Source organism: Rhizobium sp. N122 (assembly GCF_002211295.1).
Taxonomy (GTDB): domain Bacteria; phylum Pseudomonadota; class Alphaproteobacteria; order Rhizobiales; family Rhizobiaceae; genus Rhizobium.
The window spans coordinates 24,397-45,454 of the sequence record NZ_LOKU01000003.1 but is presented as its reverse complement, the minus strand read 5'-3'; the positions used below and the strand labels follow the sequence as shown (position 1 = coordinate 45,454).

19 protein-coding genes are annotated in these 21,058 nt (G+C 61.0%); 8 read left to right on the top strand and 11 right to left on the bottom strand.

Annotation, left to right across the window (positions count from 1 at the left end; translation table 11 throughout):
• Positions 1–65: 65 nt before the first annotated feature.
• The 6 genes from queF to ATY75_RS03070 form a co-directional block, all read right to left on the bottom strand.
• Positions 66–530: a preQ(1) synthase gene (queF, locus tag ATY75_RS03095; protein WP_064840052.1), complete on the bottom strand. Its 465-nt coding sequence runs from the start codon at positions 528–530 to the stop codon at positions 66–68.
• Positions 530–1,444 (bottom strand): CDF family cation efflux transporter EmfA, encoded by a 915-nt coding sequence (gene emfA, locus ATY75_RS03090; protein ID WP_088936434.1) that lies wholly within the window; start codon positions 1,442–1,444, stop codon positions 530–532. Before emfA ends, queF begins: the two co-directional genes overlap by 1 nt.
• A 174-nt stretch (positions 1,445–1,618) precedes the next feature.
• Entirely contained in the window at positions 1,619–2,290 is a 672-nt protein-coding gene (locus ATY75_RS03085; RefSeq protein ID WP_088936433.1) for a DUF2161 family putative PD-(D/E)XK-type phosphodiesterase, read from the bottom strand.
• Positions 2,291–2,305: 15 nt separating this feature from the next.
• The gene (locus ATY75_RS03080) at positions 2,306–2,545 is read right to left on the bottom strand and encodes a hypothetical protein (RefSeq protein ID WP_088936523.1); all 240 of its coding nucleotides are present in this window, start codon (positions 2,543–2,545) and stop codon (positions 2,306–2,308) included.
• 150 nt (positions 2,546–2,695) lie between these two features.
• Positions 2,696–4,885, bottom strand: a complete 2,190-nt coding sequence (locus ATY75_RS03075; RefSeq protein ID WP_088936432.1) for an anthranilate synthase — start codon at positions 4,883–4,885, stop codon at positions 2,696–2,698.
• Between the two features lie 269 nt (positions 4,886–5,154).
• Entirely contained in the window at positions 5,155–7,407 is a 2,253-nt protein-coding gene (locus ATY75_RS03070) for a TonB-dependent hemoglobin/transferrin/lactoferrin family receptor (RefSeq protein WP_088936431.1), read from the bottom strand.
• A gap of 253 nt (positions 7,408–7,660) precedes the next feature.
• On the opposite strand from ATY75_RS03070, the gene ATY75_RS03065 reads away from it, so the two are divergent.
• Both ATY75_RS03065 and ATY75_RS03060 read left to right on the top strand, forming a co-directional pair.
• On the top strand, positions 7,661–8,653 hold the full coding sequence (locus tag ATY75_RS03065) for an extensin family protein (protein ID WP_088936522.1): 993 nt from the start codon (positions 7,661–7,663) through the stop codon (positions 8,651–8,653).
• Between the two features lie 85 nt (positions 8,654–8,738).
• Entirely contained in the window at positions 8,739–8,966 is a 228-nt protein-coding gene (locus ATY75_RS03060) for a hypothetical protein (RefSeq protein WP_088936430.1), read from the top strand.
• Here ATY75_RS03060 and ATY75_RS03055 read toward each other — a convergent pair.
• Positions 8,945–10,624, bottom strand: a complete 1,680-nt coding sequence (locus ATY75_RS03055; protein WP_088936429.1) for a formate--tetrahydrofolate ligase — start codon at positions 10,622–10,624, stop codon at positions 8,945–8,947. The two genes, ATY75_RS03060 and ATY75_RS03055, sit on opposite strands and share 22 nt — an antisense overlap.
• A gap of 160 nt (positions 10,625–10,784) precedes the next feature.
• Here ATY75_RS03055 and ATY75_RS03050 point away from each other — a divergent pair, with 160 nt between their 5' ends.
• Positions 10,785–11,315: a TIGR00645 family protein gene (locus ATY75_RS03050; protein ID WP_082935678.1), complete on the top strand. Its 531-nt coding sequence runs from the start codon at positions 10,785–10,787 to the stop codon at positions 11,313–11,315.
• A 62-nt stretch (positions 11,316–11,377) separates the two neighbouring features.
• Here the strand turns inward: ATY75_RS03050 and ATY75_RS03045 are convergent, their stop codons facing one another.
• Positions 11,378–13,024, bottom strand: a complete 1,647-nt coding sequence (locus tag ATY75_RS03045) for a hypothetical protein (RefSeq protein WP_088936428.1) — start codon at positions 13,022–13,024, stop codon at positions 11,378–11,380.
• 327 nt (positions 13,025–13,351) lie between these two features.
• On the opposite strand from ATY75_RS03045, the gene ATY75_RS03040 reads away from it, so the two are divergent.
• Together ATY75_RS03040 and ATY75_RS03035 are read left to right on the top strand one after the other, a co-directional pair.
• Positions 13,352–14,077: a LuxR family transcriptional regulator gene (locus tag ATY75_RS03040; protein ID WP_064840070.1), complete on the top strand. Its 726-nt coding sequence runs from the start codon at positions 13,352–13,354 to the stop codon at positions 14,075–14,077.
• A gap of 61 nt (positions 14,078–14,138) precedes the next feature.
• Positions 14,139–14,600: a diguanylate cyclase gene (locus tag ATY75_RS03035; RefSeq protein ID WP_088936427.1), complete on the top strand. Its 462-nt coding sequence runs from the start codon at positions 14,139–14,141 to the stop codon at positions 14,598–14,600.
• Between the two features lie 116 nt (positions 14,601–14,716).
• Here ATY75_RS03035 and ATY75_RS03030 read toward each other — a convergent pair whose 3' ends face one another.
• The 3 genes from ATY75_RS03030 to ATY75_RS03020 form a co-directional block, all read right to left on the bottom strand.
• A complete protein-coding gene (locus tag ATY75_RS03030) occupies positions 14,717–15,847 on the bottom strand; it encodes a DUF2333 family protein (protein WP_088936426.1) in 1,131 nt (376 codons plus the stop codon).
• A gap of 236 nt (positions 15,848–16,083) precedes the next feature.
• Positions 16,084–17,157 carry a hypothetical protein gene (locus ATY75_RS03025; RefSeq protein WP_088936425.1) on the bottom strand — a complete coding sequence of 358 codons (1,074 nt, stop codon included), beginning with the start codon at positions 17,155–17,157 and terminating at the stop codon, positions 16,084–16,086.
• 134 nt (positions 17,158–17,291) lie between these two features.
• Positions 17,292–17,894 carry a thymidine kinase gene (locus ATY75_RS03020; RefSeq protein ID WP_064840080.1) on the bottom strand — a complete coding sequence of 201 codons (603 nt, stop codon included), beginning with the start codon at positions 17,892–17,894 and terminating at the stop codon, positions 17,292–17,294.
• 235 nt (positions 17,895–18,129) lie between these two features.
• Here ATY75_RS03020 and ATY75_RS03015 point away from each other — a divergent pair, with 235 nt between their 5' ends.
• The 3 genes from ATY75_RS03015 (at position 18,130) to choV (ending at position 21,055) form a co-directional block, all read left to right on the top strand.
• Positions 18,130–19,086, top strand: coding sequence for a choline ABC transporter substrate-binding protein (locus ATY75_RS03015; RefSeq protein WP_088936424.1), 957 nt, complete (start codon positions 18,130–18,132; stop codon positions 19,084–19,086).
• 74 nt (positions 19,087–19,160) lie between these two features.
• A complete protein-coding gene (gene choW, locus ATY75_RS03010; RefSeq protein WP_064840085.1) occupies positions 19,161–20,006 on the top strand; it encodes a choline ABC transporter permease subunit in 846 nt (281 codons plus the stop codon).
• Positions 20,003–21,055 (top strand): choline ABC transporter ATP-binding protein, encoded by a 1,053-nt coding sequence (gene choV / locus ATY75_RS03005; RefSeq protein WP_088936423.1) that lies wholly within the window; start codon positions 20,003–20,005, stop codon positions 21,053–21,055. The genes choW and choV overlap by 4 nt, the downstream gene beginning before the upstream one ends.
• Positions 21,056–21,058 lie beyond the last annotated feature (3 nt).

Here is a 21,058-nt window from a genome sequence, read left to right as displayed (position 1 = left end):
CTCAGGGCGTTCACCGCTGCAATCGATTCACTGGATCGATTGCTCGGGCTGCGCCCGACCGCGGCTCACCCACGTCCGCGATAGGTGGCAACGCCCTGTTCCGGCAGCCAGACGCCTTCCGGCGGCTTGCCCGTCTGCCAGAACACGTCGATCGGAATGCCGCCGCGCGGATACCAGTAGGCGCCGATCCTGAGCCACTTGGGATCGAGCAGCTCGACGATGCGCTTGGCGATGTAGATCGAGCAATCCTCATGGAAAGCGCCGTGATTGCGGAAGGAATGCAGGAAGAGCTTCAGCGATTTCGATTCCACCAGCCATTCGCCCGGAATGTAATCGATGACGATATGAGCAAAATCCGGCTGCCCGGTCATGGGGCAGAGCGAGGTGAATTCCGGCGCGGTGAAACGCACGACATAGTCGGTGCCGGCATGGTTGGACGGCACCTTTTCAAGCACCGCCACCTCCGGCGATTGTGCGGTTTCGGTCTGCTGGCCCAGCATCGACAGGCTGGAGGTATCGGTATTCGGCATCATGCCTCCTTGACGACTTTGACGCGGATGCCATGGGCCTTTTCACCCTCCGGCTCCACGTGAATGGCAATTTTGGCGCCCTCATGCACCGCACTGATGGCATCCTCAAGGCGGTCGCATATATCATGCGCCTGCCGCACGGACATAGTGCCGGGCACCACCATATGAAAATCGATGAAGGTGACAGCGCCGGCCCGCCTGGTCTTCAGGTCGTGCACACCGATCGAACCCGCTGCATGGGTGGCAATCGCCTGCTTGATCGCCTCTTCCTCCAGCGGATAGACGGCCTGGTCCATCAGCCCGCCGATCGATTGCGAGATCACTTTCCAGCCCTGATAAAGGATGTTGACGGCAACGAGAATGGCAAGCACCGGGTCGAAGATCGCATAACCGGTCGCCAGCGCCAGCAGCAGGCCGACGAGCACGCCGGCGGAGGTCACCACATCGGACATGATATGCTGCCCGTCGGCGGCAAGCGCCGCCGAGCGGTGTTTGCGCCCGGTCCGGATCAACAGCCGCGCCCAGACCGCATTGATGACGCCGGCCGCGACATTGATCGCGAGGCCGAGCACGGGCGCATCCAGCATGCGCGGCTCGGCGAGGTAGCCGACGGCCTCGTTGACGATCAGAAGTGCGGCGACGACGATCAGCACGCCCTCGGTGACGGCGGACAGATATTCCGCCTTGTGATGGCCGAAAGGATGGTCGTGATCGGCCGGCTTCTGCGCATAGCGGATGACGAAAAAGGCGATGAAAGCGGCAACGACGTTGACCGTCGATTCGAGCCCGTCCGACAGAAGTGCCACCGAACCGGTGACCCACCAGGCCACCATCTTCAGGCCCATGACGCCGAGCGACAGCGGAATCCCCCACATCGCCAGCGTCCGAACCGTAAGGTCGCCGTTGTCACTCATATCGTCCCCCTGCGGTTGCGAATGAATTGCAGCTCTTAAGCCATTGAAACGCAAAACCGCCCACGCGGCTATCGCGAAGGCGGTTCAGTTGAAGGTGATATGGGTGATGAAGGAGGATTTGTCAAAGGGAATGAAACCTTGTTCACAGACGGCGGCTTCTCGATCAAGACCGGTTCAAGGAGCCGGGTCGGAAAGGACAGGCTGCGGCCAGCGCAACAGCGCGGCCTGCCCTGCCGGCGTCAGGGCGTAGATGCCCTTTTCTATACGCTCGAACCATCCATAGACATTGTCGCGCAGGATCGCTCCGGCATTGGCCGCAAGCGCCTTCATGTCCCGCGGCCGCTTCAGGCCCTGCTCGAGTGCCGAGGCGCAGAGCAGCGCCTGCTGACGATAGGCGGTCATGATCGGGGCGCGCGAACCGCCACCGACGGCGGGATCGCCACGGCGGCGCTGGTGCTCACTGACGAGGCGCGAGCGCCGCTTCGGGTTTGTCCGGGGCATTGGCGAGATCGAACTGACGATGATGCTGACCTCCCCGCCGTCGGAGACGCCGAGCATGCCGATGCCGAGCCGCCGGCAGAGGTCGCGGTAGCGCCTGTCGGCCTCTCGCCCGCGTCCCTTGGCCGAAACGCGTGCCGCGATCCAGACTTCATCGCTCATCGCCGCACGGTCGACTGCCTGGAGAACGAGCTCGAGATTGAAGGAGAGTTTCAATTCGCAGACCACCACGACCGGTGGCTCACCATCGCTCAAGCCGACGAGATCGCATTTTCCGACCTCACCCTTCACGACATAACCGGCGGCCTCCAGGAAGGCTTTGACCGGCAGGTATAGCGACGTCTCCATGGTGAAAACGGGACCTCAGGCAGCGTTGAGATCGGCAATCTCGCCATATCGCGCCAGCAGTCGCGGTGAAGACATGTCGCCGGTTTCCTCGTCGACGATCACCGCATAGGCTGCCACGCCGACGAAACGCCCTGCCATCGCCGAGGCGATCTTTTCGGCGCTGACGGAGTTGGAAGCCTGGCGCATTTCGCCGGGCACGAGATTGCCGCGGTTCTTGCGGTAGGGGAGAATGATGAACTTTTCAGCATTGGCCACGGCGACGGGCTCCAATTGATCGTTCCTGAAATGTTCTGATTTGTCGCAAGAAGTCAACCAGGCTCTGCCGTGCCTGTCCGCGTTTCTCCGCCCGATCGGAATGCCCGCCTCGCTTTTCCCGCAAGCAGGAAGAGCGAGATGGCATTGCACTCAGGCAGCTTTCGTCTTCACCTTGCGCGCCAGATGCGCCACGACATTTTCGATCATCCGCATGCCGGCATCGCCGCCGAGCGTCATGATCGATTCCGGGTGGAACTGCACCGCGGCGATCGGCTCCTTGGCGTGTTCGATGCCCATGATCGTGCCGTCTTCGCTTTCCGCCGTGATGATGAACTCACGCGGCAGCGTGGAGGGATCGGCAAAGATCGAGTGGTAGCGGCCGACCGTCACTTCCTTAGCAAGACCGGAGAAGACGATGCCCGGCTCCAGCACGCGGATGCGCGAGGGCTTGCCATGCATCGGCAGCGCCAGATGACGCAGTTCCCCGCCATAGGCTTCGGCGAGCGCCTGCAGGCCGAGGCAGACGCCGAAGATCGGCAGGTTGCGCGCCCGCGCCTTCTTGATCGTCGCCTTGCAGTCGAAATCCTTCGGCGTTCCGGGCCCCGGCGACAGCACGACCAGGTCCGGGTTCAGCCGGTCGAAAATTTCCTCCGGCACCGGCGTGCGCACAGTCGAAACCGTTGCCCCCGTCTGGCGGAAATAGTTGGCGAGCGTGTGGACGAAACTGTCCTCATGGTCGACGAGAAGGATGTTGACGCCCTTGCCGACGCTTGCGACGTCGCGCTGGATCTTGCCGGAATTGCCGGTCTTGGCGTCTCGGATGGCGGAAAGCATGGCAGAGGCCTTCAGTTCTGTTTCGGCTTCTTCTTCGTGCGGGTCGGAATCGTTGAGCAGGGTCGCGCCGGCGCGCACCTCGGCGATACCGTCCTTGATGCGCACGGTGCGCAGCGTCAGGCCGGTGTTCATGTCGCCGTTGAAGCCGACCATGCCGATCGCCCCACCATACCATGCGCGCGGGCTCTTTTCACGGCTCTCGATGAAGCGCATTGCCCAGAGCTTCGGGGCGCCGGTGACGGTGACGGCCCAGGCGTGGCTGAGGAAACCGTCAAAGGCGTCCATGTCGTCGCGCAGCCTGCCCTCGATATGGTCGACGGTATGAATAAGGCGCGAATACATCTCGATCTGCCGGCGGCCGATCACCTTGACCGAGCCAGGCTCGCAGACGCGGCTCTTATCGTTGCGGTCGACATCGGAACACATGGTCAGCTCGGATTCGTCCTTCTTCGAATTCAAAAGCTTCAGGATCTGCTCGCTGTCGGCGATCGGGTCGTCGCCGCGCTTGATCGTGCCTGAAATCGGGCAGGTCTCGATGCGCCGGCCGGAGACGCGCACGAACATTTCGGGCGAGGCTCCGACCAGATATTCCTGATGACCGAGATTGATGAAGAAGGAATAGGGCGACGGATTGATCGCCTTCAGCCGCCTGGAAATGTCGGAAGGCTTGCTGTCGCAGCGCTCCATGAATTTCTGCCCTGGCACGACTTCGAAGAGGTCGCCCTTGCGGAAGCTTTCCTTCGCCTTGACGACTAGCTCGGCATATTCGCCCGGCCGGTGATCGCTTTTCGGCGGAATGGCATCCGTGTGCTTGAACGGCTCCGGCGCGATGTCTTGAGCCTTCCCTTCCGTCGTCACCCCGCCTTTCTCGAAATCGTAACGGTCGATCCAGGCCTTGGCGGCGTAGTTGTCGACGACGAGGATCTCATCGGGCAGGTAGAGCACCATGTCGCGCTGATCGGAGGGCCGCGTCAGCTTCAGCTCGATCGCGTCGAACTGGAAGGCGATGTCGTAGCCGAAGGCGCCGTAGAGACCGAGGCTCGCATCCGCCTGCGAATAGAAGAGGTCGGTGACGGCGCGCAGCACGGTAAAGACCGTCGGCATCTTCGAGCGCTCTTCCTCGGTAAACACCCGGTCCGGTGCCTTGACCGAGAGGTCGAGCCGCCGGGCGGAGGAAGCGCCGAGCACGAGGTCGGGCACCGTTTTCAGCCGCTCGGTCACGAAGCCGAGCAGCACTTCGCCGCGTTCGTTATAGGCTTCGATCCAGACATCGCGCCCGAAGGAAGAGATGCCGAGCGGCGGATCGACGACGGCGGTGTCCCAGCGTGTGTAACGGCCCGGATATTCGTAGTTCGACGAGAACACCGCACCGCGGCGCTCGTCGAGCTTGTCGATATAGGAAGAGACAGCATCGCTGTAAGGGATCGCCCGCCGCTGCCGCGTGACGGATATGCCGCCCTTGGTCTCGTAGATTTCCGCACCATCATCCCGCAGGATCGTTACCATTGTTCCACTCCGTTATCGGGGCCCGGACGACAGGCGGCGATAAATAAAAAAGCCGCCTCGAAGTTTCGGGCGGCTCACTCGTCGTCGTCTTTGGACACGATTGGTCGAGGCCGCCTTAGCGAGCCCACCACCAAACAGCAATGTTCAAGGACTTGATCATGGGAAAATTGTTAGCCTGAGATCAGCCGCCGCGCAAGAGGCGATTGCGCGAATGAAAGGGGCAGCCCGAAAGCCGCCCCTGCCCCCAATCTTGAACGCGTAATCCGCAATCAGAATGTCTTGGTGAGCGAGACCTTGAAGGTACGGCCCGGCTCGGAATACCACTCCTGCGGCTGCGATGCCGTCGCCGAGCTCAGGTTGACCTCGCGCACGGCGAGCGCGTTGTAATGCTCCTGATCGAAGATGTTGTAGACACCCCCCTGGATGCGCAGACCCTTCATCTGCTCCGGCGTCCACCATGCCGTCAGATCGACGACACCGTAGCCTGGCGCATCGAATGTGGTGTCGGCGGTGTTGGTGACGGGCGTATTGAGGTGGTCGGTCAGCATGCCGGCCGAAAGCGTCGAGGAAAGGTCGAAGCCGAAGGTCTCGTTGCTCCAGCCGCCACCGACGATCGCCTTGAACGGCGCCACCGATCGCAGCCGCTGGGTAGTTTCCTCGTTCCTGCCATAGGCATAGGCAAGCGAGGCATGCAGATTGATGCCGTTGTTGAAGGTCTTGACGGCGCTGGCTTCAATACCCGAGATCGTGGCTGCTGCCACGTTCGTGTAATTGAACTCCGTGAATCCGGTCGCGTCGACGCTCGTCACCGTCTGGATGAAGTTCTGGTAGCGGGTGTGGAAAAGCGCGACCCTTCCGGCAACATCACCCGTGTCAAAATTGGCGCCGACTTCGATGCCGCGGCCGATTTCCGGTTCCAGATCGGGATTGCCGAGCTGGGCGTAGCGACCCGTGGGGTTGTAGAAACGGCTGTAGAGCTCGTCCACGGTGGGCGCGCGGAAGCCGACGGACAACTGCATGTAGAGCTCTACATCAGGCGTCAGGTCGTATGTCGCAAGGATCTTCGGCGACAGGGCGGCTTCCGTCCGGTCGCGAAGACCACCGAAACGCGTAAGGCCGGTATTATTGGCAAAACCGCCGCCGGTCGAAGGATCGTAGTTGAACCAGTCGAAGCGGAAGCCGGGTGTCAGCGCGAAGCCGGTGTTGCCGATTTCGATCTTATCTTCGACAATAAGACCAAGAGTCTGGCTGTCCACATTGGGAACTTCGGCCTGGTTGTTCAGCGACGGGCAAGTGGTCGACGTGGGGCAAAGAGCCCAGCTATATTGGCTCCAGCTGGAGACGCCGACGTCGAGGCCGACGCGAACAGAGTGGTTGAGACCGGAATATTCGAAATCCTTCGTCGCGGCGCCGCTGAAGCCCCAGGTTTCGTTTTCGACCTCGTTGTTACGGCCATAGGCGACATTGGCGGTCGTGCGGCCCCTGCTGCCGGCTTCCTTCTTCAAATCCAGCCAATAAAGCGTGGCGCGCGCACTGCTGAAGAACGTATCTGAAGACTGCGCTTCATAGTCATAATCGAGCGATACACGATCGCGATCGCGCAGTTCGCGGCCGTCATAATTGTCGATCATGTAGGGGCGTCCGGTTCCCTGCAGCTCTCTCAGGTCGGTCTTGAGATCGCGGCGGAACCGTTCCGCCGTCAGGCCGATGCGATGACCGCCTTCCAGGTCCTGGCGCAGCTTGAAGAGCAGGTTGTTCTGATCGAAGTCAGCCGGATTCGCCTCGGTACGGAAACGACCATAGCTGTCGTTATCGCCCATATTGTCGCGTTCATGGCCTTTGCGGTAGCCGCCCTGGAACAGGATCGACGTGCCGCCGATCTTCTTGGCGGCGGCAGCCGAGCCGGAAAGGCTCCTGTCTTCGCTGTCATAGGTCGACTTGACGATCGCACCCCAGTCCCGGCCTTCAAGAATGAGATCCTCCGGCTCCAGCGTATTGAGAACGATGGCGCCGCCGAGCATGCCGGAACCGCCCTTGCTCGAATCTGCGCCGCGCACGATATCGAGCGAAGACAGCGAATCGAAATCGAAGGTGTCGCCGCCGCCATTGGCGTTGGCAGGCGCAAAAGCGCCCTGGCGCGAGCTGTTCGAAATATAAGGGATCGGAATTCCGTCGATGGTGGTCAGGATGCGAGCACCGGAAAGGCCGCGCAGGTTGAAGCCTGCGTCGCCGCGCGAATAGTTCACGCCCGCATCGACGCTGCGGCCGATATCGTCGTAATTGGTGACCTGCTTCTCTTCCAATTGCTTCTGGGTGATCTCCGTCGCAAGCGGCGTATCGGCGACGCTGCCCGGCGCCACGCGTTTGCCCTTGACGACGATCTTCTGCAGAACGGTGCTGTCATCCGTCGTCGCTTGCGGCGTGGTTGCCGGAGCGCTCTGCGCGAAAGACTGCGAAACTGGAAGAACAACTGCGGCTGCCGTGCAGACCAATAGCACCGAGCGCCAATACCGGACGATCATAACCTACCCTCTCATGATGATTACCGGGCTGGCTGGTCGTGGCGCGTCGAACGCTCGAGGGGCTGGCTGGGCTTTTGCGGATGAAGACGATGCAAAATTCCGCCTTCTTTTCGCCGCATAAAAAACATGAGAGGTTTTGTCAACATAACTTGGAAAGTTATGTTGAATATTATTATCAAGTTTTAACGATCCTCCCTTGCGTTGCGCAATTGCAACGAAAACCGCCATAATGCGTTACCCCTACGCGATCGACATGACGGAAACGGATGCGTTGAGAAAACTTTCGATACTGGCGATCCTTCTGGCCGCAGCCACCTTTCTTGCCGGTGCCCGCCTGCCCCCGCACGGCCCCTTACCCCAACCTCGACCGGATACCAGCGATACGACCAGCCCCACCCCGCTGCGCGATAAGGCCGAACCGCCGGCACCGGATGATGTGCCCGCACCTCAGCCAAAGCCTGATGTGAAGGAGCCGGAGACACCGGCGCCCGACCAGCCGTCGGCGCCCCAAACCGAACCGGCAAAACCCGAACGGCCAAAGCCCGAACCGATAAAGCCCGCGCCGGCAGAACCGATGCAGGGCCCGCCGCTGCCGCCGGGCAAAGGCCCACAGCCGCCGGCGGAAGACAACAAGCCGCCTGCCGAACAGACACTCGAAGAGCAGCACCTGACGATCGAACCCGAAAGCGATGCCAAGCACGCCGAATGCACCGCCGCGCTCAAAGCCTTGGGCGTCGTCTTCAAGGACGCGCCGCGTATCGACGACGGCAACGGCTGCGGCATCGACAAGCCGATCGTCGTTTCCGAAGCCCTGCCCGGCATCACGCTGAAGCCGGAGGCGACGATCCGCTGCCCGGCCGCACTCGCCCTTGCCCGCTGGATGAAAGAGAGTGTTATTCCGGCAGCCACCGCCGCCCTGCCGGAGCAGGGCCGCCTCACGACTGTCAACCAGGCAACGTCCTATATGTGCCGCCTGCGCAACGGCGCCGGAACCGGCAAGATCTCTGAACATGCCCGCGGCAATGCCATCGATATTGCAAGCTTCCATTTCGAGAAAGGCGAAGATGTCGCCGTCCGCTCCCGCCGCGAGGACCCGACGCTGACCGGCGCCTTCCAGCGCACCGTCAGCGCCGCCGGCTGCCTCTTTTTCACCACCGTCCTCGACCCGGAAAGCGACGCCGCTCACGAAACCCATTTTCACCTCGACGTGATCGAGAGAAAGGGTGGCTATCGCTATTGCCACTGATCATTCAGCGGCTGCGATCCTCGCTTGAATCGTGCAGCGAAATAACCAGATAGAAGCTGCAAATGGGTGGAGGGATCAGCGGCAAATGAAGATCATAGCGAACGTCTTCGCGGTTCTCCTGATCGTCGCTGTCGGCTTTATCTTTACCGGTGAATTGCATTGGGGCTTTGCCATCGGAATGCTGTTTCTCGGGGCGCCGCAAAGCCTTTTCATCTGGCTGTTCATCGATCCGGACTTTGAAAAGCGCCGCGAGCGCCGCCTGCTCGAGCGCTTTGGCAAACCGTCGCCGGCTCAGAACAAGCCTTCGATGTAACCCTGGTCGTTCAGGAAAATCCGCTCCGCCGACGGCGATTTCGGCAGGCCGGGCATTGTCATGATCTCGCCGGTGATGGCGACGACGAAGCCAGCTCCCGCCGAAAGCCGCACCTCGCGCACGGTGACGATGTGGCCTTCCGGCGCACCGCGCAGGTTCGGATCGGTGGAGAAGGAATATTGCGTCTTCGCCATGCAGACCGGCAGCTTGCCATAGCCCTGCTCCTCCCATGTCTGCAACTGGTCGCGCACCGCCTTGTCGGCCGTCACCTCGCCGGCATGGTAGATCTTCGAGGCAACGATTTCGATCTTCTCGAACAGCGAAATGTCGTCGCCATAAAGCGGCTGGAATTTCGCCTGACCGGATTCGGCCAGTTCCACCACCTTGTGCGCCAGTTCCTCGATGCCGGCCGAACCCAGCGCCCAGTGGCGGCAGAGGATCGCCTCGGCACCGAGCCGGGAGACGAATTCCTTCACCGCCGCGATCTCGGCGTCGGTATCGGAGACGAAATGGTTGATCGCCACCACGACCGGCACCCCGAACCGGCGCACATTGGCGACGTGGCGGCCAAGATTGGCACAGCCCTTCTTCAGCGCCGCGACATCCTCCGTGCCGAGATCTTCCTTCTTCACACCGCCATTCATCTTCAGCGCCCGGACGGTTGCGACGATGACCGCTGCATCCGGCTTCAGCCCGGCCTTGCGGCACTTGATGTCGAAGAATTTCTCGGCGCCGAGATCGGCCCCGAAACCCGCTTCCGTCACCACATAGTCACCAAGCTTCAGCGCCGTCTTCGTCGCCGTCACCGAATTGCAGCCATGGGCGATGTTGGCGAAAGGACCGCCATGCACGAAGGCCGGGTTATTCTCCAGCGTCTGCACGAGATTCGGCTGCATCGCATCTTTCAGGAGCACTGCCATGGCGCCGTCGGCTTTGAGGTCGCGCGCATGCACCGGCGTCCTGTCGAAGCGATAGCCGACGATGATATCGCCGAGCCGCCGCTCCAGATCCTTGAGATCGGTGGCAAGGCAGAGGATCGCCATCACCTCGGAGGCGACGGTGATGTCGAACCCGCCCTGGCGCGGGAAACCGTTGGCCACACCGCCGAGCGAGGACACCATGCTCCTGAGCGCCCGGTCGTTCATATCCATGACCCGCCGCCAGGTGATGCGGCGAATGTCGATATTCTCTTCGTTGCCCCAGTAGATGTGATTGTCGATCATCGCCGCCAAGAGATTGTGCGCCGAGGTGATCGCATGGAAATCGCCGGTGAAATGCAAGTTGATGTCTTCCATCGGCACGACCTGCGCATAACCGCCACCGGCCGCACCGCCCTTGACGCCGAAGCAGGGGCCGAGAGAAGCCTCGCGGATGCAGACGATGGCTTTCTTGCCGATTCGGTTCAGCCCGTCGCCGAGCCCGACGGTGGTTGTCGTCTTGCCCTCGCCCGCCGGCGTCGGATTGATCGCGGTGACGAGGATCAGCCTGCCGTCCCTCTTGCCCGTTTGCCCGGCAATGAACTCGGCACTGACCTTTGCCTTGTCGTGACCGTAGGGAACGAGATGCTCGACCGAGATGCCGAGCTTCGCCCCTATTTCGAAGATCGGCTTCTTGGCCGCAGCACGCGCGATTTCGATATCGGTTTTGATCGATGGCATTGATGTTCCCCGTCCCGGCCTTCCGCAGGCGCGGAGGCGTTTGCTCTCTCTTCATCGGGATAGCGAAATATCGACGAGGTGTGAATAGCGCTGCGCCTTGCGGTCGCCACGCCCGACGTTTAAGTGGCGATCAACGATCGCGGTTTCTGAAAGTGAAGATATGAAAGCACTGGAACTCATCATCGAACGCATTATCCTGTCGAGCCGCTGGATCCTCGTCGCCTTCTATATCGGCCTGGTCGCAGCGCTCGCCGTCTATGCCGTTTCCTTCGGCTACAAGCTGCTGAAGATCGCCGCCGGCGTCTTCGCCCTCGACGAGGCGGAGATGATCCTTGCCATGCTCAGCCTGATCGATGCGGCCCTCGTCGCGAGCCTGATCGTCATGGTGATGATCTCGGGTTATGAAAATTTCGTCAGCCGCTTCGATGAAGCCAGCGAAGCCGACAACGAAGTCTCCTTCCTCGGCAAGCTGGATTCAGGCAGCCTGAAAATCAAGGTCGCCTCCTCGATCGTCGCCATCTCCTCCATCCACTTGCTGCAGGTCTTCCTCAACGCCGACAAATATGCGGACGGCAAGATCATGTGGCTGACCTTCATGCACCTCGCCTTCGTCGCCTCCGCCGTCATGCTCGGCTTCCTGGAAAAGCTGATGAGCGCGACGTCGAAGAATGACTTGAAGGATAAGAGTTAGAGAATGGAAAAGCGGCGCCTCGAAAGCGGGACCGCCGAATTGCTCTCCTCCGCATGCTGATATCAATTTAGCGAAGCGGCAGTAGGAGCGATCCCTGCCTTAGCTTTTTTCGGGCACCGGAGACTTTCCTTGGCGTCGGGTCCGCACAGGCGAGAACCGGGTTCGTCACCATAAGGGATGATACCATTGATGATGCCGAGCTCGAGCGCCTGAGCACGAGGTATGGTCTTTTGCTCGATCGATGCCGCACGCATCATCGTCTCGAATGTCCCGGCATTGACTCCCATCTCGTCGACATAGGCGAAAAATTTCGTCTCTTTAGCCGTCGTGGGTCTGACGAGGCCGATATCGGAATATCCGGCAAGGCGTGGCGTTCCGCTCATCAAGACGAGAGTACAGGTCGAAAGGCAGTATGCACCGCCAGCGGAGACCTCGCCCTTGGTCGGCCCGCTTTTGGCCATGCTCGCCTTGCAACGCGGATCCAGCGTCGGACAGTTCGGCAACCGCGTTCTGCCAATCGAGGTCTCCAGGCCAGCAGCCCGGATCATACGCCCCATCGCGAAAGCTGCATCCGTGTCCCCGCCATTGGACTGAAGAACGACCGGCAGCTTTCTTTCGCCAAGCGTTTTCAAGATCGCCTTCAGCCGAGCCGGGGTCTCCGGCGTGATGTGTCCTTCCGCAGAAATCCACTGCGTGCACTCGTCCTGGCAATTGCCGTCATACATCAGCAGAAAATCCATTGGCCGACTTTCCGGCGGAGTCTGGCTGGCGACCGCTGCCGCGTCCTGCGCGGGCGCTTCGGCCGCCGGACGGCGGTGACAAACAGCCTCAGCCGCCGCATCCAACGCGCAAAGCGGCATGCCGGGCCATTCATTATACGCCAGCACGTCGGTTGCGAGACCCATTCGAAGGGCGTCTTCGGGCGGTACGACGTTGATTTTGTCAGGCGTGGCACTCATCATCACACCGATCAGATCGGCGCTGACGCCCATTTCTTTTAGATAGGCTGTGAGCGCAGCGGCTGCCTTCTTTCCCAATTTAGTCGAACTGCTTTGTCCCGCTGACTTGCGTCCAACCTCCTTGCGGGAGATTTCCGTCTTCTTGCCGTTCACGATCTTGTATTCTATGCGGTAGGAAACGCGCACCTTGCTATAGATGGTGGTGATCTGGTGGACGCCGATGAACGCCCATTGCGGCGCCGCACGCACGGTTCCGCCGGCGAACACCAGCGGACAAGCGGAAAAGCAGTATGCACCATAGGAATAGGTGTCACCAAGCGAGGCCCCGTCCTTTGCGACGGCAGCATCGCAACGCATGTCTTCCGCCGGGCAATCCTTCAACCGGGTGCCGCCGACCGCTGTTTCCAGTCCGGCCTTGCGGATCATTCGGCCCATTGCATAGGCCGCGTCGACTTCGCCACCCTCCGAAAGCAAGACAATCGGCAATTTCCGGTCGCCGATCTTCTTCAGAATTTTTCGGAGCTGAGCCGGTGTATCGGAGGTTATCCGTCCCTCCCCCGATATCCATTCCGGACAATCTTCCATGCACAGCAGACTGCGCACGAGGATGAAGCGCATCGGCGGCTGCCCCGCCTGCTTTTTCTGCCCGCCGGCCTGCGAGGTTGCCGCTCCGATCGGCAGGGTCAGGAATAATAAAGAAAGTAATAGGGCAAACAGGGATTTCATGAAAAAAGAAATCGCAGAGCGCACGATTAAATTGCCTCAATTATACATGGCACGACGCTTAGCAATTGCATTGATCGCCAGCAAGCCGGTTTTCGACACTTGTTGCGCCAGCTCTTTCCAAGATGATTCTCTCCCTGCATCACCGCGCGACACCCATGACTATGCGCATGAGGAAAATCGAAGATACCAAAACGCTATATCCGTAAGTCGATACTCAACTAAAGCGCGATCTCCCGTCAATAATTTTACACAATATGAGTAAATCGGCCGAGGTTAAGCCAATTGGGACTAGCATCCGGCCGCCTTTCCGTGTTTGATAGCGTTAACATTGGGACTGCCGGGGGCGTATAAATGTCTTACATGACCACCTCTGAAAGACAGTCATTGCTTTCGGCAGAACTTGCCGCTGCCCGAACGCGCAGCCTGTTTGCCCAAGCGCTCGGCAGGGTCTCTGCCGCTTTCGGATTGTCGCATGCGACGCTGATGCACGCCCCATCCCCGGAAGACCTCCTGTTGAAACCCCTGCTGATCGAAAGTTCGCTTCCGGCCGCCTATATCAGGGAGTTCGACCGCGCCCACATGATGCGCGGCTGTCCTTTTGGCTTACGGCTGCGGGAATCCGCCGTCCCGCCGGCCTGGCACCTCAACGACGCCGTCAATGGTCAGGCCTTCCCGGCCGAACTGCGTGCACTGATGCTGCGCCATGCCATCCCGGCGGGTGTTGCCATGCCGACCATTACCGCCAACGGCCAGCGCCTGGTCTTCTGGTTCTGCGGCGAGCGCGCCGCGCTCAGCCAGAGCGAGGTCAACGAACTGGCGATGATCATTCTGCATGCGCTCGATGCATACAATGCAGTCAAGCGGAATGAGGAATGCGCGCATAACGTGCTATCGACCAGAGAGCTGGAAGTTGTGCGCTGGACTGCCCAAGGCAAGACCTCGATCGAAATCGGACAGATCCTGGCGCTCTCGGACCATACGGTGAATGCCTATATGACGAATGCGATCAAAAAACTCGATTGCGTCAACCGCACCCAGCTGGTCGCCAAGGCCATTCGATTGAAGCTGATCAACTGAGTATCGGAAGAGAGTCAGGACGTCGTCCCGTGATCTGGGGGACCCGTGATCTGGGGGAAACGTGTCTCTTCGCTTCGAACAGCCCCTGATTGACAAGGTGGAGCAATCCCGCACCCACATTGGCATCACCGATGCGGAAATCGTCCAGATGCTTGCGGCCTATCGCCTTTTCGGCTTCTGGCGGATCGACATCGAGACGGGACATTTCTTTGCAAGCGAGGATGTGCACACGATCTTCGACCTCCCCTACAGCGTCGGTCCCGTCAATCTGACCGAGTTGATGTCGCGCATCCACGAGGATGACCGCGGCCTGGTCGCCCAGACCTTCGAAGAGGCGAGCCTTCACGGCGTCGGCTTCCATTTCGTATACCGCGTCGACAACCGGCTTGGCGGCCACAAGCTGGTGCGCAGCGTCGGCCGCTTCCGGGACGGTGAAAGCGGCGGCGGCATCGTCGGCGTGACCTATGAGTTCGTCGAGAAACTGCGCATCGTCGGCTTCGAGGACGATACGAGACCCCGCTGACTCCACGGGGTCTAAAACATGTCACGCACAAGTGTGCAGCGGTTTGCGGCAACGACATGCGCGCGCAAAAAAAGAGCTAAAGCGCGAGGAGCGAATCTGAAAGATCGCGACGCGCTTTAGCGGTCGAGCACCGAGCGGATCTCCACAATATTCGAGCGCACCCTGAGAATATAGAAGCCCATGGTGGCGAGATGGCTCGGCATGATCCAGCCGTCCTCGCGTCCGTTCGAGATGATCGCCGGCTGGATGCGCAGTGCCGCTTGGAACTGCCGCATCGTGCTGCCCCAGACAGCGCCGAGATTGCGCTCCTGCACCACCTGCGAGAAATCCGCCTGCGCGGCGGCAAGGATGGCGTAATAGGCGTAGAGCTGGCCGTAGGCGAACCAGAACCGGTCATCGGCACGCGTATCGAACCAGCCGCGATTGTGATTTTCCGAGCGCTCGGCGAGCATGTCGGACGTGCCGCCGAGATCATTGGCAATCCGGTCGATGAACTGCATGAGGTTGTCGGCGCGGCCGTCGAAAATGACATTGCACGCGGAAAGATCGGTGTTGAACTTGCGCAGGCTGCCGATCGCCGCGCGGTAATAGGACGGCGTCGGCGTCTTCGGCCCGAAGGGATTGAGCCCGAAATACCAGCTGTGTTCGTCGAACTGCAGGTTGCCGCGGGCACTTTGCAGATCGTTGTTGATACCAGAGGTGCCGCGCACGCGCCCCAGCGTATCGACTAGCTCCGCCGACGTCCGCCGGATCGCCTGGTTGATGCCGCGCTGGAACGACGCCTTGTTGTCGAGGAAGGGCGTGTGATCCCAGTCGATGCCGAAAAAGCCCATTTTATAGAGCAGCATGGAGGATATCCATGCGTTCTGGTTGACGTTGAAGTCGGTCAGGTCAGCCGTCACGTCGACGATCGCCGAACGCTGGCAGGTCTTGGCCGCCGTAGCGTTGCTTCCCTCGGCGACCGGTACTTCCTGGCCGGCGGCAACCTTGCGCTCGGAAAGCCGGTATTGGTCGACAAAGGCGGTGTTGAAATTCGACCAGACCTGCGTCTGCCAGAAGAAATAGCCGTAGAGCACGACGAAGAGCGCCACGAGCGCGATGACCGGCAGTCGGATCATCCAGCTCCGGCGCTGATACCAGCCATGCGCGGCAAGAAAGGGCCAGAAGGCCCAGGCGGAAAACAGGCGGGCCCAGCGACCGATCGTCCGGCCGATCAGCCTGAAAAAACCGGCTATCCGGTCAAGCATCGTCGTCTCCTGTCAGGCGAGGCAAATACTACAGCGCCGCGCGTCTTTTCAGACGCGCTAAGGGCGCTGTAACACTTTCAATTACTGCAGAATTCCTTAAATCGATTCCGATTTAAGGAATTCTGCAGTGGGACATTGAATACCCACATATGCGCTCGACGAGCAGAGCACAACACGAGCCCTTCGATTTTTCGGATCGAAGGCATCGCCGCGCATCGCGAACCAGGCCCCGCAGGTCAGGAACGCAAGAAAGACAAGCTGATACGGAAGGACCTGCGCGCCGTGTCGATCAGAGGCGCTCCCGATGTCTCCGGCGAAGCTTCGGCATAGGTCGGAAACCTGCTGGTAAAGTCCAGATCGGCGCGGCTCTTGCGCCGCTCCAGATCCTGGGCGACCAGCATGCCCTTGTCGAACAGCCCGATCGGCGCGGCAATATCGGGAAAGAGTTCCGGCTTGATGCGCATCTTCATCCCCGGCCTGTCGGTATCGACCTGCGCCTGGTAGATGATCAGCCGCTCCTCAACGTCGATCATCAATTTGCGCAGCAGCACATTGCAGGCGGCGATCCGCCCGTTCAGCGAATCGACAAAGCTCTGGAACAGACCGATGAAACGCTCGCGCCGCTGGCTGTCGTCGCGCATCTCGTGCTCTCCGGCGGAAATCTGCTCGGCTTGCGCCTTCAGCGCCCGCCGCTCCGCCTCCATCTGCTCCCAATGCGCCCTGTTGCCGTAGACGCCGATACGGCCCTGCGTCGTCAGCGCCTTGGCGTTGAGCTCCTTCATTTTGAGGCGGGCGATATCGATGGAATCGACCAGCCGGCGCCGTTGCTCGACGATGTCGACGAGACCGCGTTCGGCGACCCTGTGCCGCTCGATGATCGCAGCGCGCTGGCCGCCGATCAGCCTGGCGAGCGCATCCGATTTCGACAGAAGGTCGAGCAGCCGCTCGATGACCGGGGCCTCGCGCACGCGCTCGGTATACATACGCCACATCCGCTGGCGCGACGTCCAGCCGGCCATCTTCTCGCGCAGCGTCAGCCCCCGGAAGCTGTCGAGATCGGCGGAAACCTCGGCCGTCAGCCGGTCGAGGGAAAAGACCAGCTCGGCCTGCAGGGCGTCGAGTGCTGCAGCATCGGCGATATGGGCCTGGAAACGGGCATTCTGCTCGAGGAAAACCTCGTCGGCCGACCGTGCGTCATCGCTGCTGAAGGCGCTGATCGCGGCCACGCAATAGGCTCCGTCTGCCGCAACCCTCTCGGCAAGGCTGCCGGCAGCTTCGTATTGGCTTTGGAATGGCGGAGGTTTGCGCACAGGCCTCTCCAGGGAATCTCGTATTGCCCAAGCTAAAGCATGATGCCGAAAAGTGTGAAGCGGTTTTCCGCTCGGAATTGCGTAAAATGGAAAGCAGGTCGCTTGCGCCGCTAAAAACAGGCGGCATCGCGGCTTCAGGCCGGCTCGGCGATCCAGGCCCCGTTCATCGCTTCGTCCCAATGCCTGCGGCAGAGCGAGACATATTTCTCATTGCCGCCGACATCGATCTGCGCGCCTTCGTGCAGCACTTTGCCTTCCGCGTCCAGCCGCACCACCATCGTCGCCTTGCGTCCGCAATGGCAAATCGTCCGCACCTCACGCATTTCGTCGGCGATCGCCAGCAGTTCCTGCGAGGCCGGAAACAATTTGCCCTGGAAATCGGTTCGAAGGCCGTAGACCATCACCGGAATGCCGAGCCTGTCGACGACGCGGGCAAGCTCCCAGACATGGGCAGGCGTCATGAAATGCGCCTCGTCGACGAAGACACAGGCAATCGGCGCTCCTTCTCCACTCAGCGTCGCAATCAGCCGGAACAGGTCCTCGTGCGGCTCGAAGGGAATGGCGCTCGCCTCCAGCCCGATCCGCGAGCCGATGACGCCCCGGCCGGTGCGCTCGTCGAAGGCAGCGATCAGTTGCACCGTGCGCATGCCGCGCTCCTGGTAATTATAGGAGGCCTGCAGCAGCATCGTCGACTTGCCGGCGTTCATCGTCGAGTAGTTGAAATAGAGTTTTGCCATCCGATCTCTCCTTGATCGGTTATTGAAAGCTCAGAATGGCAAAGAAAAGCCCCCTATGGGCGATAACCACAGGAATTCCAGCCCGAAAACCGCCGAGCCGCCTCAAAATCAGGTGCCGCGAAAAATCCGCCGACGTCGCAATCGCATGGGTCGATACGACGCAAACGCACTGAGGTCGCTTGTCAAACTCGGCTATTGGTGGTTGGCTTGGGAACTTAAAGACTGGGAGTCTAAAATGAAAACAACAAGCACGTTCAAACTCGTTACCGCAACTGCCGTCGCCGCCCTCTCCGTTGCGACCACCGCCTTCGCCGCCGATCCCGACAGCTGCTCTACCGTCCACTTCTCGGATGTCGGCTGGACGGATATTACCGCCACCACCGCCACCGCAGCCGTCGTCCTGAAGAGCATCGGCTACCAGACCGACATCAAAGTTCTCTCGGTGCCGGTCACCTATACCTCGCTGAAGAACAAGGACATCGACATCTTCCTCGGCAACTGGATGCCGACGCAGGAAAAGGACGTCCGCCCCTATCTCGACGACAAGTCGGTCGAATCCTTCGGCCCCAACCTCGTCGGCGCCAAGTATACGCTCGCCACCAACGCCAAGGGCGCTGAACTCGGCATCAAGGACTTCAAGGACATCGCCGCCCACAAGGACGATCTCGACGGCAAGATCTACGGCATCGAGCCCGGCAATGACGGCAACCGCCTGGTCATGGACCTGATCGAAAAGAACACCTTCGGCATGAAGGACATGGAGGTCGTCGAATCCTCCGAACAGGGCATGCTCGCCCAGGTCGCCCGCGCCGAAAAGGCAGGTAAGCCCGTCGTCTTCCTCGGCTGGGAACCCCATCCGATGAACACCAACTTCAAGCTGACCTACCTCACAGGCGGCGACGACGTCTTCGGTCCTGATTTCGGCGGCGCCAAGGTCTATACCAATGTCCGCGCCGGTTATCTCGGCGAATGCCCGAATGTCGGCGCGATGCTGAAGAACCTGACGTTCTCCCTCGACATGGAGAACCAGATCATGGGCAAGATCCTCGACGACGGCAAGGAGCCGGAAGCGGCGGCGACCGAATGGCTGAAGGCAAACCCTTCTGCGCTCGAGCCCTGGCTCGCAGGCGTCAAGACCCGCGACGGCAAGGGCGACGCGCTGGCGGCCGCCAAGACCGGCCTCGGCCTTTGATGATATGAACGGGGCGGCTCGCCGCCCCGTTTCATTTTTGTCCGATTGTTGATTTTTTTTGGATAGGCGCTCCCTTGAATTGGATCACCGAATTTAAAATTCCCATCGGCTTAGGGGCCAAAGCCTTCGTCGACTGGCTGACCTCGAACGGCGCATGGTTCTTCGACCAGCTCGCCTTCCTCCTGTCCAGCGCCATAGACGGCCTGCTTTTCGTGCTGCAGAAGCCTCACCCGCTGATCGTCATCGCTGCCATCACCGCCATCGCCTTCTGGCTGCGCCGGTCGATTGCGATCGCCCTCTTCACCTGTCTTGGGCTGCTGCTCATCGTGAACCAGGACTATTGGAAGGAGACGACGGAGACGCTCGCCCTCGTGCTGGCCGCCACCTTCGTCTGTATGGTGATCGGCATTCCGCTCGGCATCGCCGCCGCCCGCCGTCCCTGGGTCTATGCCGCAATGCGCCCGGTGCTCGATCTCATGCAGACCATCCCGACATTCGTCTATCTGATCCCGGCGCTCATCCTGTTCGGCCTCGGCATGGTGCCGGGCCTGATTGCCACCGTCATCTTCGCGATCCCCGCCCCCATCCGGCTGACGCGCCTCGGCATCATCTCGACGCCGCCGTCGCTGGTTGAAGCCGCCGTCGCCTTCGGCGCCCGGCCGATGCAGGTGCTGCGCAAGGTCGAACTTCCCTTCGCCGCGCCGCAGATCATGGCGGGCCTGACCCAGACCATCATGCTGTCGCTGTCGATGGTGGTTATTGCCGCCCTCGTCGGCGCTCCCGGGCTCGGCGTGCCGGTCGTGCGCGCGCTGAACACCGTCAATATCGCGAAAGGCTTCGACGCCGGCTTCTGCATCGTCATCCTGGCGATCATTCTCGACCGCATATTCCGCGCAGGGGACGAAGGAGACGGCGCATGACAGCGATAGATTTCAAGAATGTCAGCATCATCTTCGGCGATCGGCCGCAGGCCGCCCTTGCCATGGCCGACCAGGGCAAAACGCGGGACGAAATCGGTGCCGCCACCGGCCTGGTGCTCGGCGTCGCCAATGCCTCGCTGACCATCGAGGAAGGCGAGATCCTGGTGCTGATGGGCCTATCCGGCTCAGGCAAGTCGACGCTGCTGCGCGCCGTCAACGGGCTTGCTCCCGTGGTGCGCGGCGATGTCGCGGTCTCCACAACGACCGGCTCCGTCAACCCCTACAAATGCAATGCCAAGGCCCTGCGGGAACTGCGCACCCACACCGTCTCCATGGTGTTCCAGCAGTTCGCCCTCCTGCCCTGGCGCACCGTCGCCGAGAATGTCGGCTTTGGCCTCGAGCTCGCCGGCATGCCGGAGGCGGAGCGCAAGGTCCGCATCGGCGAGCAGCTCGAACTCGTCAACCTGTCGAAATGGGCCGACCGCAAGGTCAACGAACTCTCGGGCGGGATGCAGCAGCGCGTCGGGCTTGCCCGCGCCTTTGCCACCGGCGCGCCGATCCTGCTGATGGACGAGCCGTTCTCGGCGCTCGACCCTTTGATCCGCACCCGCCTGCAGGACGAACTTCTGGAGTTCCAGCGGCGGCTGAAGAAGACCATCCTCTTCGTTAGCCACGATCTCGACGAGGCCTTCCGCATCGGCAACCGCATCGCCATCATGGAGGGCGGCCGCATCATCCAGTGTGGAACGCCGCATGACATCGTCAAGAACCCCGCCGACCAGTATGTCGCTGATTTCGTGCAGCATCTCAACCCGATCAGCATGCTGACCGCGGCCGACGTGATGCAGCCCGGACTCGGTCAGACAGCCGCCGGCATGAGCGTCAGCGCCACGGCCCGCGCCGAGACCCCGCTCGTCGATATCCTCGATGCCCTTGCCCGCCAGCCGGGCAGCATCGGCATCGTCGAGAACGGCACGATCGTCGGTACCATCTCGGCCCAGGATATCGTCGCAGGCCTGACCCGCCATCGCCGCAAGCAGGACGCTTGATGT